Annotated in this window: 13 protein-coding genes; all 13 read left to right on the top strand. The window is 47.7% G+C overall.

The window, feature by feature from the left end:
- Window positions 1–72 precede the first annotated feature (72 nt).
- The 13 genes from E6W40_RS20705 to dnaB all read left to right on the top strand — a co-directional run bounded on the left by E6W40_RS20705 (window position 73) and on the right by dnaB (window position 14,937).
- Window positions 73–1,803, top strand: coding sequence for a peptide-binding protein (locus tag E6W40_RS20705; RefSeq protein ID WP_136607505.1), 1,731 nt, complete (start codon window positions 73–75; stop codon window positions 1,801–1,803).
- A gap of 119 nt (window positions 1,804–1,922) precedes the next feature.
- Window positions 1,923–2,894: an ABC transporter permease gene (locus E6W40_RS20700; RefSeq protein WP_136607504.1), complete on the top strand. Its 972-nt coding sequence runs from the start codon at window positions 1,923–1,925 to the stop codon at window positions 2,892–2,894.
- Window positions 2,895–2,908: 14 nt separating this feature from the next.
- A complete protein-coding gene (locus tag E6W40_RS20695) occupies window positions 2,909–3,880 on the top strand; it encodes an ABC transporter permease (RefSeq protein WP_136608179.1) in 972 nt (323 codons plus the stop codon).
- Window positions 3,847–4,869, top strand: a complete 1,023-nt coding sequence (locus E6W40_RS20690) for an ABC transporter ATP-binding protein (protein WP_136607503.1) — start codon at window positions 3,847–3,849, stop codon at window positions 4,867–4,869. Before E6W40_RS20695 ends, E6W40_RS20690 begins: the two co-directional genes overlap by 34 nt.
- On the top strand, window positions 4,862–5,863 hold the full coding sequence (locus tag E6W40_RS20685; protein ID WP_136607502.1) for an ABC transporter ATP-binding protein: 1,002 nt from the start codon (window positions 4,862–4,864) through the stop codon (window positions 5,861–5,863). The genes E6W40_RS20690 and E6W40_RS20685 overlap by 8 nt, the downstream gene beginning before the upstream one ends.
- 311 nt (window positions 5,864–6,174) lie before the next feature.
- The gene (locus tag E6W40_RS20680; protein ID WP_136607501.1) at window positions 6,175–7,761 is read left to right on the top strand and encodes an MFS transporter; all 1,587 of its coding nucleotides are present in this window, start codon (window positions 6,175–6,177) and stop codon (window positions 7,759–7,761) included.
- A 312-nt stretch (window positions 7,762–8,073) separates the two neighbouring features.
- A complete protein-coding gene (locus E6W40_RS20675) occupies window positions 8,074–9,084 on the top strand; it encodes an LCP family protein (protein ID WP_136607500.1) in 1,011 nt (336 codons plus the stop codon).
- A gap of 158 nt (window positions 9,085–9,242) precedes the next feature.
- Entirely contained in the window at window positions 9,243–9,668 is a 426-nt protein-coding gene (locus E6W40_RS20670) for a CBS domain-containing protein (protein WP_136607499.1), read from the top strand.
- Between the two features lie 211 nt (window positions 9,669–9,879).
- Window positions 9,880–10,182 carry a MazG-like family protein gene (locus E6W40_RS20665; protein ID WP_136607498.1) on the top strand — a complete coding sequence of 101 codons (303 nt, stop codon included), beginning with the start codon at window positions 9,880–9,882 and terminating at the stop codon, window positions 10,180–10,182.
- An 11-nt stretch (window positions 10,183–10,193) separates the two neighbouring features.
- Window positions 10,194–11,105: a DUF2232 domain-containing protein gene (locus tag E6W40_RS20660; RefSeq protein WP_246073168.1), complete on the top strand. Its 912-nt coding sequence runs from the start codon at window positions 10,194–10,196 to the stop codon at window positions 11,103–11,105.
- A 10-nt stretch (window positions 11,106–11,115) separates the two neighbouring features.
- Entirely contained in the window at window positions 11,116–13,134 is a 2,019-nt protein-coding gene (locus tag E6W40_RS20655) for a DHH family phosphoesterase (protein ID WP_136607497.1), read from the top strand.
- Window positions 13,131–13,574 carry a 50S ribosomal protein L9 gene (gene rplI / locus E6W40_RS20650; protein WP_136607496.1) on the top strand — a complete coding sequence of 148 codons (444 nt, stop codon included), beginning with the start codon at window positions 13,131–13,133 and terminating at the stop codon, window positions 13,572–13,574. The genes E6W40_RS20655 and rplI overlap by 4 nt, the downstream gene beginning before the upstream one ends.
- 1 nt (window position 13,575) lies before the next feature.
- Entirely contained in the window at window positions 13,576–14,937 is a 1,362-nt protein-coding gene (gene dnaB, locus E6W40_RS20645) for a replicative DNA helicase (protein WP_136607495.1), read from the top strand.
- Window positions 14,938–15,159: the final 222 nt, after the last annotated feature.

The following is a 15,159-nucleotide window of genomic DNA, read 5'->3' as shown; positions in this document are numbered from 1 at the left end:
GGTCTTGGGATGCTCATTGCAGTTACTGCAGGTATCCATCATTTTTATTTTCAAAGGGGAGGAATATGGTAAATGGCAAGTAAGAAAAAATGGTTGTCTTTGATGGTATCATTGTCTGTTGTCAGTGCTCTTTTCGTAGGTTGCGGCGATTCCAAAACTGCAGATGCTCCGAAGGACGAGCCTAAGAAAGAAGAAGCAGCAAAAACGGATGACAAGCCGGCTGAAAGTGGAGAGCCTACACAAGGTGGAACACTTACAGTAGGTACTTTCTCCGACATCGTTAGCGTGAACCCGATCTTCGTACAGGATACGGCTTCCGGTGATGCTGAGCAGTTCCTCTATGCAAAATTGTTCGACTATGACAAAGAAGGAAATGTCGTAGCTGAGCCTTGGTCCCTGGCTGCTGAGCCTATGAAGATCTCCGAAGATGGTCTCACTTACGAGATTAAGCTGAAGGACAACCTGAAATGGAGCGACGGACAGCCAATTACAGCTGACGACGTGAAATTTACACTTGAAACAATCATGAATCCAGAAACGGGTTCACCAGCAATCTCCAACTTTGACAAAGTATCAAAAATCGAAGTTGTAGACGCTCAAAACGTGAAAATTACAATGAAGCAGGTATATGCTCCATTCAAATACAGCCTTGCTGCGGAAATTGCGCCGCAACATGTGCTCAAAGATATTAAAGTTACAGAAATGCAAAAAAATTCTTACGGTACAGATCCTGCGAAAACCGTTACAAGCGGACCGTGGAAATGGACGGAATGGAAGCAAAAGGAATACCTGAAATTCGATGCGAATCCGGACTACTGGGGTCCTAAGCCAAACATTTCGACTGTTGTCTACAAAATCTATGCTGACCAAAACACAGAGGTTCAAGCACTGATCAAAGGCGACATCGACTTGGTAAGCGGCGTTCCTGTAACTCAGCTGGATGCGGTTAAGAAAATTGATTCCATCAATGTTGCATCCCTGCCAGGACCGCAATATGAATTCGTAGGTCTGAACCGTAAACCAGAAAACTTCAAGGACAAATTCGTTCCTTGGGAAGGCCAAAAAACTAGACAAGCGATGGCTTATGCCGTTAACCGTCAAGGTATGGTCGACAACGTTCTGAAGGGCGTTGGACAGCTGATGAACGCTCCGTTTATGCCTAATTCTTGGGCTGATCCAGGCGACGCAGCAGTAAACTACCAGTTCGATCCGGAAAAGGCTAAGCAACTGCTTGCTGAAGAAGGTTGGAAAGCTGGCAGCGACGGCATTCTGGTCAAAGACGGACACCGCTTCTCCTTCGAGTTGCAATATAACTCGGGCAACAGCCGTCGTGAACAAGTTTCGCTCGTTATGCAGCAAAACTTCAAGGATGTCGGTATCGAAATGATTCCTAAAGCGATCGATTTCGCAGCATGGAACGAGCAAAACCTGACTCCTGGTAAATTTAACGCAATCCTGCTCGGCTGGTCTCTGAACAGCCCGGATCCGGACGGCGAATCTACGTTCAGTTCCAAGTTCTTTGCTCCGACAGGACAAAACATGGTCTTCTACAAAAACGATAAGCTTGACAAGTTGTGGGAAGAAGGAACTAAAGTCGTAGACCAAGAAAAACGTAAAGAAGTTTACAAAGAAATCGCAACTGAAATTTCTACAGATCTTCCATACATTTTCTTATACCAATACGGTACACCGCAAGCACACAGCAAGAAAATCAAGTTTAACGAAGAAGATGCTCCAATATCGAACTTGGCATATGGCGAATTCTTCCATGTGATCAAATGGTGGATGGGCGACGCTAAGTAATAATGTAAAATAGGGCACAAACGGGTGCTGGAGGGGGAGTAATCTACCCCCTCTCCCTTTTTTGCGTTTTATGGAAGTCGTGGTGTTTGGTGTGTGTAAATTTGTTAGGAGGATCAATTATGACTGAATATCTCATCCGCCGCATACTGCAATCCATACTAGTGCTATTTTTGATTTCACTGGTAACGTTCGGACTGATTCATGCAGCTCCAGGCGGACCTACCCAGATGATGATTTCACCTGGTATGTCTCCGGCAGCAGCCAAGGTGCAAATGCACAACTTGGGTCTTGATAAGTCGATACCAGAACAGTATTGGATTTGGATCAAAAACCTGTTGACAGGCGATCTCGGCAAGACTTTTAAAAACAATATTCCTGTTGGGGATATTCTGTGGCCAACGATGAAAAACACCTTTGTATTAATGTCCTTTTCTTGGGTAATCTCCATGATTATCGCAATTCCATGGGGGATTTATAACAGTACGAAGCCCTATGGTATTTCTGATCAAACGGCTAACTTTGTTTCGTATGTCGGTTTTGCAATGCCGGCGTTCTGGTTTGGTATTATTCTGCAGCAAGTATTTTCGTTGGAACTTAATTGGCTTCCGTTATCGGACATGTATGCCATGGATAAGCAAGGCAACTTTATCGATTTGTTGTACCATTTGATTTTGCCATGTACCGTTCTCATCTTGGCCAACCTGGCAGCTTATTCTAAATATTCCCGTTCAAGTATGCTTGAAGTTCTGGAACAGGATTATATTCGTACTGCGCGCGCAAAAGGTGTTCCCGAGCGCAAGGTTATTTTCCGACATGCATTACGTAATGCCCTAATTCCGATAATTACAGTGTTAGGTATGGAATTGCCAACTCTTGTCGTAGGTGCCACATTAACTGAAAGTGTATTTAACTGGCCTGGCATGGGCCGCCTATTTGTTGACATGGCAAGAGCGAGAGAGTACTCCGTGTTGATGGCAATCGCCCTGGTAACCGCTGTTGTGGTGGTACTGGGCAACCTGATCGCTGATATACTTTATAAACTTGTCGATCCACGTGTACAGCTTGGACGTAAGGGAGGAAAATCTGCATGAGTGACATGAACGCGATGTCCGCACCGAATGTGCAGCAGTCTGTTGAACCGCAGGTGCCGGAGAACACTCCGCTTCCTCCGAGCGACAAACCACCGGGTCCATGGAAAACAGTGTGGACCAAATTCAGAAAAAATGGCTTTGCGATGTCAGGCCTTGTCGTATTGTTTCTGTTTATATTAGTTGCAGTTTTCGCAAATTGGATAGCTCCTTACAAGCCAGACAGGATTGATCTGATGATCGCCAACCTGGCTCCAGGAACAGGAAATCATCTTTTGGGTACAGACGAAGTCGGGCGGGATATTTTCTCTCGCTTGGTTTATAGCAGTCGCATTTCCATGTTCATCGGTTTCTCAGTCGCTGCGATTACGGTTATCATCGGCTCCATTATCGGGGCGGTTTCCGGCTACTTCGGCGGATGGGTTGACACGATCTTCATGCGGATAGTCGATGTCATGAACTCGATTCCAACGCTTTTCCTGAACATTCTCGTAATGGCCATTTTTGGTACGAAGATATCGTATATGATCATGATCTTGGCATTTACCAGCTGGACCGGCGTCGCCCGTCTCGTACGGGGCAACTTCCTGCAGCTGCGTGAAATGCAGTATGTCGAAGCTGCCAAAGCAATCGGTGTCTCCAGCTGGGGAATCATCTTCAGACATCTGATGCGTAATGCAAGCTTTCCGATTATTGTCAATGCAACATTGATGGTAGGCGGCGCTATTTTGTCGGAATCGGGTCTTTCTTACCTTGGACTCGGTATCCAGGCTCCTGCCACAAGCTGGGGACTTATGCTGAGCAACTCGCAGGAGTTCATGCTTACCAATCCAATGCAGGCGGTTTATCCGGGTCTTTGCATCCTGATTGTCGTGCTTGCTGTTAACTTCATTGGCGATGGCATTCGTGATGCCCTTGATCCAAGACAGAAAAATTCCCGGGGGAGGTTAGCTAAATGGCGGAAAAGCTTCTCGAAGTCCGGAATCTAACCACAGGCTTCTTAACAGATAAAGGTTTTGTCAAAGCAACGGACCGCATCTCGGTGAGCATTGAAAAGGGAAAGACGCTTTGCCTCGTCGGCGAGTCCGGCAGCGGTAAAAGCGTAACCTCCTTATCGATTATGCGTTTGATTGATTATGCTGGCGGCGTCATTTTAGAAGGCAACATCAACTTTAAGGGGCAAGATTTGGCAGCCAAAAAGCAAGAGGAACTGAAGGAAATCCGCGGGAATAAAATCTCGATGATTTTCCAGGATCCAATGTCAGCACTGAATCCTGTCTTTACGGTTGGGGACCAGATTGCTGAAAGCTTGAGTCTTCACCAAAACAAGAACAAGGATGAAGCGTGGAAGGAAGCCGTTGAGCTTCTGAGAATGGTGGGTATTCCTTCTCCTGAGATCCGGGCCAAGCAGTATCCGAACCAGCTGTCTGGTGGTATGTGTCAACGTGTTGTAATCGCGATCGCACTGGCCGCCAAACCAGAGCTTCTGATTGCCGATGAGCCAACGACTGCGCTTGACGTTACGGTTCAGGCTCAAATTCTGGAACTGCTTCAGGATTTGAAAGAAAAGCTCGGAACTTCGATTCTGCTCATTACCCATGATATGGGTGTAGCTGCGGAAATGGCCGATCATATTGCCGTTATGTACGCTGGAGCCATCGTGGAGCAGGGAACGGTGGAAGAGATCTTCTCGAACCCTTCTCATCCATATACAGTAGGTCTCTTGCAGTCCATTCCAGGCTTTGAAGGCGAACGCGGCGGGGAATTGTACACCATTAAAGGTACGATTCCGGCGCTTGGTAATCTTCCGCAAGGATGCCGTTTTAATCCGCGGTGCCCGCATGTGATGGATAAATGCCGTCAGGTTGAGCCAGGAGATATCAAAATTGGCAGCGAGCATTTTACGAAATGCTGGTTGTATGAAGATAAAGAGAAAGCAGCAGCTGCCTTAGGGAAAGGGGAAAGCAATCATGGCTAAGAACTTAGTTGAAGTAAACAACATTAAAAAGTATTTCCCTATCCACAAAGGCCTGCTCAATCGTGTTGTTGGTAATGTTAAAGCCGTTGATGATGTCTCTCTCTCCATTCGTGAGGGGGAAACCTTCGGTCTGGTTGGAGAATCCGGCTGCGGTAAGTCTACGCTCGGACGCGTTATTCTTCGGTTGCAAGGGGCAACAGAAGGTTCCGTTAAAATTGACGGACGCGATATTCATGCATTGAGTCACAGAGAACTCAACAAAATGCGTGAAGATATGCAGATTATTTTCCAGGATCCGTTCGGCTCGCTGAATCCGCGTTTTCTAGTCAAGGATGTTATCGGTGAACCGCTCAAGATTCATACGAAGATGTCCGCAAAAGAAATTGATGAGCGTGTTGTGGAACTGATGAAGCTGGTGGGTCTCGATCCAACACGCCGCAATCGTTATCCGCATGAATTTTCCGGTGGTCAACGCCAGCGGATCGGGATTGCACGCGCCATTGCATTGAAGCCGAAATTCATTGTAGCGGATGAAGCTGTATCCGCACTCGACGTATCGGTGCAATCGCAGGTTATCAACCTGCTGATGAAGCTGCAAAAGGAAATGGGACTAACATTTCTGTTCATCGCGCATGGTCTGAATGTCGTTCGTCACATTTCCGACCGCGTGGGTGTAATGTATCTGGGTAAGATGGTTGAAGTCGGTGAAACCGAGGCATTGTATGCGAATCCGCTGCATCCATATACGGCGGCATTGCTCTCGGCGATTCCGAAGCCATCCCCAACCAAGAAACGGAATCGGATCGTACTGCAAGGAGACGTGCCTTCACCGGCGAATCCGCCAACAGGCTGCCGTTTCCATACTCGCTGTCCGTTTGCTCAAGAAAAGTGCAGCCAGGTTGAGCCGAAGCTGGAAGAGATTCTGCCAGGCCGTCAGGTTGCATGCCACTTCCCGGTTGGAGTGGAAGGCGGCTCGGACCTGAGTAAGCTTTAAACAAAATAAGTTAAGCTACACACAGGCGGATTGGGGTCCTCCTGAGCGTTGAGTTAAATACGAAATGCCATTTAACAGCCTTGTGCCAGAGTCCTGGTCACGGGGCTGTTTTTTGTTGATTGTTGATATGTCAAAATGGATATATATTTTTGAGAAAAAATGACTTGACGGTCATTTTCTTTGCTGTTATTCTCCGGTTAGATATAATGATCTGAATAAACAATGACAGAATAGGGCGTACAACCTCACAGAATGGGATTTAGGGAGCACATATCTAAGCTTGAATATACGTGTGTAAGGGAGGATATCCTGTGCAGAAAAATATGAAGGCTTCACTCGTTATTTTTGCAATTGGCGTGTTCATGGCCGCATTGGATAACGGTATTATTACTTCTTCACTGACGACTCTCATTTATTCCTTCGGCGTGAGCCCGACGTGGGGCGCCTGGACTATTACGCTATATACACTTGGGCTTGCCGTCAGTGTGCCGATCGCAGGCAAGATGTCGGATCGTTATGGACGTAAGCGGCTGTTTATTATTGAGGTTATCTTATTCGGCACCGGATCATTACTGGTAGCCCTTAGCCCGAATTTTACATTTTTCCTGATCGCGAGGCTTATCCAGGCGCTTGGCGGCGGCGGTATTTTCATCATAGCCAGCTCTTATGTCCTGTCGACGTTTCCGAGAGAACGCCATGGGCGTTCGCTGGGGATGCTCGGAGGCATGAATGGAGTTGCGTCGGTGCTGGGTCCGAATATTGGATCTTTTATCTTGGGGGCTACGGGGAATTGGCACTGGCTGTTTTTGATCAATGTGCCGATTGCGGTTCTCCTGCTGATCTTAGGCGTACGCTTCATTAAAGAAGAGCAGGAGCATACCAGAGCGAAAATGGACTGGACCGGAATTTCTGTCCTGATTCTCGGCGTGCTCAGCCTGATGTACAGCTTCACGAATCTGGATGGCGTGAATGTGGCAGACAGCCTTCTTTCCTGGAAGTTTTATGTGTTTTTCCTGGCTGCTATTGTTCTGCTTGTCATATTTTATTATATGGAGAGACGGCTTCAGCATACCGGCACAGAGCCTGTCGTACCTGTTAATCTGCTGCAGCAATCCACCTTCCGCTGGACGCTGTTTATTGCGTTTTTCTCGGGAGCGATTCTCGCATCTGTTATTTTCATACCGGGATTCGTCGAGCAGTATTTGGATGTCTCAAGTACAGTTGCCGGGTACTGGTTTACTCCCGTAGCGCTTGCGGCCGGCATCGGCGCGGCAGGTGGCGGATTTTTAGTCGATAAAAAGGGGCCGACATGGACCATTGCAGTGGCAAGCATTTTGGGGATTATAGGCTTCCTGTTGTTTGCGCTCTGGGTACAAAACATATGGCAAATGATTATTGCAGGTGTTTTTGTCGGGATCGGCTTTGGCTCCATGCTGGGCGCTCCCGTTAACGTGCTGGTCACCGAGGGAGCAAGTGAAAAGAATAAAGGGATCGCCGTGGCAACCAGCTCGCTATCCCGTCAGATCGCCATGGCGATCGCGCCGACGATATTCGCAGGTTTCTTAGCCCGTTCATTCATGAATATAGGCAGCCAAATTAAGCAAGGCTTCGCCGAGAGCGGCATTCATGTGCCGGCTGACGCGATGCAAAATTACGGCCCGAAGGGCGGCGCGGCAGGCAGCAGCGATTACCACAGTATTCTCGAAGGCTTTCGCAGTGTTCCGGATGAAGGAGTGCGTAATGTCCTGCTGAATGCTCTTCACGTAACCGTGAAGCAGGGCTATAACGGGCTCTTCTGGTCGGCGCTTGTATTCAGTGCATTATCTCTGGTGTCGGCCCTTATTCTGGGTGCCGTCCGCCGTAAAAAAGCTGCAGAACAGGAAAGCAGCAACGCCTGAAAATATACATGGATTTTACAATAAGAACTCTGTCATTCTGACAGAGTTTTTTTGATGACGGATCGATGCGGAAAAACTGCAAATATTTAGCGGTAAAGGCACCTTTTTTTCAAAAATCGACACCGAAATACGGTTTCTTTTTATAAAATTAGCGTTTACAATGTTAATGTCGTTTGACAATATCTAAACGGATATTTACAACAGAATGCGTCAAGAAATCCATCATCCGTTTATATAAAGAAAGGAGGCCAGAGAAAACCGTTTTTTCTAGGAATTAGGACTTTTATTCTAAATAAAAGAAGGAATCATTGAATGAAAAAGAGAACAAAAATATATATATCCATAGCTGTTATCCTTCTTCTGGTTGCAGGAAGCGCCTTTGCCTTCCGCAAGCAACTCGCGGTAATGGCATTTGATGTTTTTCTTTCCAAGCGGGTGGAGAGCTCGCTGCAAAAATCCTATCAACCACTGGAGTCCAAGGACAATACGCTCAGCAAGCCAGCAGAGCCTGTAGTATATGAAAACAAACCGTTTTCGGTCATGCTGCTTGGCTCGGATCAGCGCAAAGATGAACCGGCCCGTTCGGATACGCTCATTTATGCGGTTGTACGCCCCAAGGATTCCAAAGTATTGCTCATTTCTATCCCAAGGGATACGTATACTGAGATTATAGGAAAAGGAAAGAAGGATAAAATTACGCATGCCTACGCATTTGGCGGGCAGCAGATGTCCAAGGATACCATTGAGGCATTTTTAGGCCAGAAGGTGGACTATTACGCCACAATTAATTTTCAGGGACTAAAGGATGCGGTCAATGCGCTTGGCGGTGTGGAGCTGCCGATTCAGAAGGATATTGTGAACAAAGGCTATGATCATGAAAAATTTACGGTTAAAGCGAATAAGCCTATCTATACCGGTGAGGAAGCACTGAATTATGTACGGTACCGGGAAGACAGCGATTTTAACCGTACGAAGCGCCAGCAGGTATTCCTGGACGCTGTTGCGAATCGAATGCTTCATTTGAATCAGATTTCCAAAATTCCGGAGCTGCTTGATATCATGGGCGATAACTTCCAAACCGATATGCAGCCAAAGTTCATTATCGATCTGGCGAAGCAGGTATTAACCGGATCTGAAGCTCAGATTTCCAGCTATACAATTATGGGTGAAGGGATGAAAATTGACGGCATTTATTATGATGAGCCGATCCAGAAAGATGTAGACAAAGCCAAAGAACTCATTGATAGCTGGAAAAATCCCAACACATTATCGGATGAACTGATGCTGCCAGATGACAAGAAAGAGGAGAGTACCGTAAAATAGTATTATCGCGGCCTCTCCGCATGTACATTTTATAAACTTGAAATGATCGGCAGCCACAGGTGCGGCTGCTGATTTTGCGTCTGCTTGAAACAATGCCGGGATTGAAACGTATGAAGATAGGAGAAGCTTGAAGAAGGGCAGAGGAGGATTAGTCCCACATGAATATAGCGTTTTTTCTGCTACCTAAACAGGAGGTCGTTACCGTAACGATGGACTCCACACTGCGGCAGACACTCGAACGGATGGAGTATCATAGGTATACAGCGGTTCCTATACTAAGCAAGGATGGCACGTACGCTGGAACAGTGACCGAAGGCGATCTGCTTTGGCATATGAAGAACTCAAGCGGCAAGGTAAATTTTGAGAATGCTTCCAAGTTTCTGTTGAAGGACGTGCCGCTCAAGGTGAATAATAAGCCGGTGTCCATTGATGCCAATATGGAAGATTTGATTAACCTGGCTAAAGTCCAGAACTTTGTGCCGGTGGTAGATGATATGAACCGTTTTATCGGAATCGTCCGCAGAAGCCAGATTATCGAATACTGTGAGCGGTTTGTGTCCAAGGAATCCATGAATTCGCGGTAGCATCATAACGTTTCCATTTTTGAAAATGCTTGCGGTTACCTTAAGCGTAAGAGACATAAAATGATAAAAGACCTGCTTTTGATTTGTATGATCCGCAGGTCTTTTTGCCGCAGCTTGAAGCATGAACGGCGGCGGGGTCCATTTTCGTTAGCAGCAGCTTTTTATGATATAATGGAGAATAAAGCTTTTTCAGGGAGTGTGACCTTCAGATATGCCAAAGGATTTGGATGTAGCCAAACGCGCGAAAGTCATCGAATGGCTAAAAACCGAAGTGGTTGACAACGTATCCCGACTGTTTAAGGCATTATGGGAAGGCAGCACGACCCGTGTGGGTGACAGTCTCGCCAGTTTGATCATGAGTTCCTACATATTGGCTCGCAGGCTTGGGATATCGTACCGGGACCTGGATGATCTTTTGATCGAGAAACTAAAGAAACATAAGCAGGAAGGACACCAGCTTGAGGAGTGGTATCAAGATATTTCCGCGCTGGAAGAACATATGCGTAAGAGGTGAAGACATTGAAAATGCGCTGGACATCGGTAGTATGGAGCGTTGTGTATCTGCTTCTGCTGCTCTCCTTACTTTCCCCTTTATCGATCGTGACGGTGTTTTTTCTGATATTGCCCGCCACGATTCTTTTTGCAACCTTAAATCTAAAATCTTTTCTGTTGCACGCCATTCCGGTATGGCTGATTGCCTTTATTGTGCATCCGGTAAACCTGCTTTTGGCTGCGTACTTCCTGATCCCTGCGATTGTTATGGGCCGGGCATACAAGAAAAAGGCTCCCGCACTGCGCACGTTGATGACAGGAGCGGGGATTATTCTGGCCGAAATGCTGGTACTGCTGCTGATAGGCACGGTGTTTTTAAACTTCGACCTGTCCAGTTATGTAGATGATATTGTGAAAATGACGACGTCTCCGTTGAAGGATGTAGGCGGAAATAATCCGCTCATGACGGATATGGCCTGGACCCCGGAAGATATGAGAATGCTAAGCAACGCAACAATGCAGATGATTCCGTTTGCGATGATTATCAGCTCCTTCATGATGGCTGTTATTACGCATTCGCTGGCGCGTCCAATCATAGAAAGCATGGGTCAACATGTACCTAAGATGAAGCCTGCTCGTGAGTGGATGATGCCGAGATCGCTGATCTGGTATTATTTGATCGGAGTTGTGATTGAGATATTCGCCCGCAGCTCCAGTAATTCCTATATGACGATGATTGCCGCGAACCTGGTTCCACTGCTGCATATTTGTTTTATGATTCAAGCCATTGGATTTTTCTACTACTTGGGATATACGAGAAAATGGCATCCGGCTATACCACTGCTGTTCGCAATTCCGATCTTGCTGTTTCCGCCGATGCGGATCATTGGAATACTGGATCTTGCATTTCCGCTGCGTCAATTTATGACTAAATCAAAACGTTAGGGTGGGTGTCATGCCTAAATTTCTACAACAGCGCTGGCACGGCTATTATACCGTCTGGGCGTTTATGCTGATGCTGCTTTTGGTCATTATTGTGATCCGGTACAATTGGCCGCTCGGAATCATAAGCCTCATTCTGGTGGCGGCGCTCTGCTACCTGTTGCTGAAGGCGGAAATGCGGTATCGCAAGAACCTGCTGGAGTATATCAACGGCTTGTCCTTCCGTGTTAAAAGAGTTGAAGGTGAAGCAATTAACACCCTGCCGTTCGGGATTGTGCTCTATGGTGAGGACAAGACTGTCGAATGGAATAATCGTTATATATGTAAAATATTCGAACAAAAATCGCTCGTCGGTGATTCGCTTCAGGAGCTGTTCCCGTCACTGTCATCGATCATGAATGAAAAAAAAGATGGCGGTCATAAGGACGGCCACAAGGATAATCAAAAAGACGGGCAAAAGCATTTTCAAACGGAGATTAAAATTGGTGAGTCCTATTACCATTTGATGCTGAATACGGAGGAGCGCCTGATCTATCTGTATGATGTAACCGAAATGGCAGTCCTTCGTGAGAAATACGAATCGGAGAAGCTGGCCATCGGCATTATGATGATGGATAATCTCGATGAGGCGGCTCAGGGAATGGATGATCAGCAGCGCACCTCCCTGATCGCCAAGGTTACGACAGAGATAACAGAATGGGCAAAGCATTACGAGGTGTACCTGCGCCGGCTTTCGTCGGACCGGTATTTGATGATGCTGAATTATAAATCGCTGCAGGAGCTGGAAAAAAGCAGATTTGTCATTCTCGATGAGGTTCGTGAAATGACTGCCGAGCTGAAGGTGCCAATGACGCTGAGTATCGGGCTTGGCTTCGGTCCGGAGAGTATTAGCGAGCTGGGCGAACTGGCGCAGTCTTCGCTGGATATGTCGCTTGGGCGCGGTGGGGATCAGGCAGCTGTCAAAGCAGGACAGCGTCTGTCCTTTTATGGCGGTAAATCCAATGCGGTTGAGAAACGTACGCGGGTACGCGCCAGAGTCATTGCGCATGCCCTGCGTGATTTGATTCAGGAAAGCGATAAGGTGTTTATCATGGGACACCGTTTGCCGGACATGGATGTGATCGGGGCATCCATCGGTGTGTTGAAGGCGGCGCAGATATATAACGTCGAGGCCTACATCGTCCTTCCGGGCACGAATCCGTCGATAGAACGGATGATGGCTCAGGTGCAGAAGGATGAGAAGCTTATGGAGCGGTTTATTTCTCCGGAGCAGGCGCTTGCGATGCTGAATCCACACAGCCTGCTGGTGGTGGTGGATACCCACAAGGCTTCCATGACGATGGAGCCGAAGCTGGTGCAGAATGCGAGCCGGATTGTCGTCGTGGACCATCACCGCCGCGGCGAGGAGTTTATCAACGATGCCGTACTGGTCTATATGGAACCCTATGCTTCTTCGGCTTGTGAGCTGGTTACCGAGCTTTTGCAATATATTCATGAGAAAATTCAGCTTACCCCGATGGAAGCTACGATGCTGCTGGCTGGTATAGCGGTGGATACGAAGCATTTTGCGCTTCACACCGGTTCACGTACTTTTGAAGCGGCAGGGTTCCTGCGCCGCAGTGGTGCCGATACGATTCAGATCCAGCGGATGCTGAAAGAAGACCTGCAGGAATATCTGGCAAAGTCAGATATCATTAAGCATGCTAAAATGGTATATGATCATGTCGCTCTTGCAAAAACTGAGCCGGGGGCTGTCATCCCGCAGCTGTTAATTGCTCAGGCGGCGGATACGCTGCTCAACATGACGGACGTGGTGGCCTCGTTTGTCATCAGCGAACGGCCGGATGGCCTGATAGGCATCAGTGCGCGTTCACTGGGCCGGATGAATGTTCAGGTTGTAATGGAAAGACTTGGCGGCGGCGGACATTTAACGAATGCGGCCGTACAGCTAAAGGGCAGCGTGGAAGAAGCTGAGCAGCAGCTGCTTGAGGTTCTCGCGCAAATTGAGGAGAAAGAGGGTTTGTTCGAATGAAAGTAATTTTTTTGAAAGATGTTAAGGGTCAAGGTAAAAAGGGAGAAATTAAAGAGGTTTCTGAAGGATATGCAGGTAATTTTCTGCTGCCGCGTGGTCTCGCCCGCCTGGCAACGGATGGAAATATGAAAACACTGGAAAACCAAACTGCAGCGGAGCAGAAACGTAAAGATCAGGAGAAGGAAGACGCTCAGCAGCTAGGCAAAAAGCTGGAGGATATGATGATTCAGCTGAAAGCCAAAGCCGGTGAAGGCGGAAGATTGTTCGGAGCCATTACCAGCAAGCAGATCGCCGAAGCACTCGTGGCGCTGAATGTGAAAATCGACAAACGCAAAATTGAACTGGAAGAACCTATTCGCCACCTGGGTGTGACCCAGATGACAGTTAAGCTGCATCCTGAAGTAAAGGCAACGCTTAAGGTTCAGGTTACGGAGGAATAAGATGGGCGGAGAACTCTTTTTCGACCGGATTCCTCCGCAGAATCTGGAGGCGGAACAGGCGGTTCTAGGTGCAATTCTGCTGCAGAGTGAAGCCATGATCACCGCGATGGAGCGGGTGCAGCCGGAGGATTTCTACGATGCGCCGCATCAGCTGATCTATGAAGCGATGATCCAGCTCGGAGAAGAGAATCAGCCAGTCGATCTGATTACCCTGACTTCACGGCTGCAGGACAAGGGCCAGCTGGAGGATGTCGGCGGGGTCAGCTATCTTGCGAAGCTGGCACATGCCGTACCGACCGCGGCCAACGTGGAATATTATGCCCAGATCATCGAAGAGAAATCGATGCTGCGGCGATTGATCCGTACGGCCACGCAGATTGTCAGCGAAGGCTATACCGGCGGTGAAGATGTATCCGGCATGCTCAGTGATGCCGAACGTAAAATCCTCGAGATATCCAACAGGCGGACAGGCAGCGGCTTCGTCGCCATCCGTGACGTTCTGATGGAGGTATTCGATCGAGTCGAGATTCTGCATCAGCAGAGCGGAAGCACGACGGGGATACCAACAGGCTTTGTGGATTTGGACAGGATGACCAATGGATTTCAGCGATCAGATTTGATCATTGTGGCTGCCCGTCCTTCTGTAGGTAAAACGGCATTCGCCCTTAATATTGCTCAGAACGTTGCTGTACGTGCCAAAGAGACCGTAGCGATCTTCAGTCTCGAGATGTCGGCGCCTCAGCTCGTTAACCGTATGATCTGCGCCGAAGCCAATCTGGATGCGAATATTATGCGGACGGGTGACTTTAAGACCGATGATGATTGGGCCAAGCTGACGATGGGCATTGCTTCGCTTGCTGAAGCTGAGATTTATATCGATGATACACCGGGTATAACGGTAGCGGATATCCGCGCCAAGTGCCGCCGTCTGAAAAAGGAAAAGGGCCTCGGTATGATCGTAATTGACTACCTGCAGCTCATTCAAGGACGCGGCAAGGCTGGCGAGAACCGTCAGCAGGAGGTATCTGAAATCTCGCGTACACTAAAACAAATAGCCCGTGAGCTGAGTGTGCCGGTTATTGCACTATCTCAGCTCAGCCGGGGTGTGGAGCAGCGTCAGGACAAGCGTCCGATGATGTCCGACCTTCGGGAATCGGGTTCCATCGAGCAGGATGCCGATATCGTAGCCTTCCTCTACCGCGATGATTATTACAATCAGGAGACGGAGAAGAAGAACATTATCGAGATCATCATGGCGAAACAGCGTAACGGCCCGGTAGGTACCGTGGAGCTGGTATTCCTTAAGAATTTTAATAAATTCGTCAATTACGAAAGGACGCACGCAGAACCATTTGCCATGTGAGCTGAGCATTTGGGTATGCCTTGCGTCTACCGTGAAGATAAAAGCAAATATCATGTTCTAATTCCGAACAATTGCACATACGGATGTGCGATTGTTCGTTTTTTATTTGACTTTAAAAATTCGGACTGTTACACTGGTAATGCTGCTTTGGGAATCAATTTCATAATGGATTCATACCGAGTGTATGGACCAATCCAGATTAATTTCTAACAGTAAATGGCA

The organism is Paenibacillus dokdonensis (assembly GCF_004916975.1).
GTDB classification, from domain to species: Bacteria; Bacillota; Bacilli; order Paenibacillales; family Paenibacillaceae; genus Paenibacillus_AQ; species Paenibacillus_AQ dokdonensis.
The sequence above is the reverse complement of the archived record's forward strand: the minus strand, read 5'-3'. Positions and strand labels throughout refer to the sequence as shown.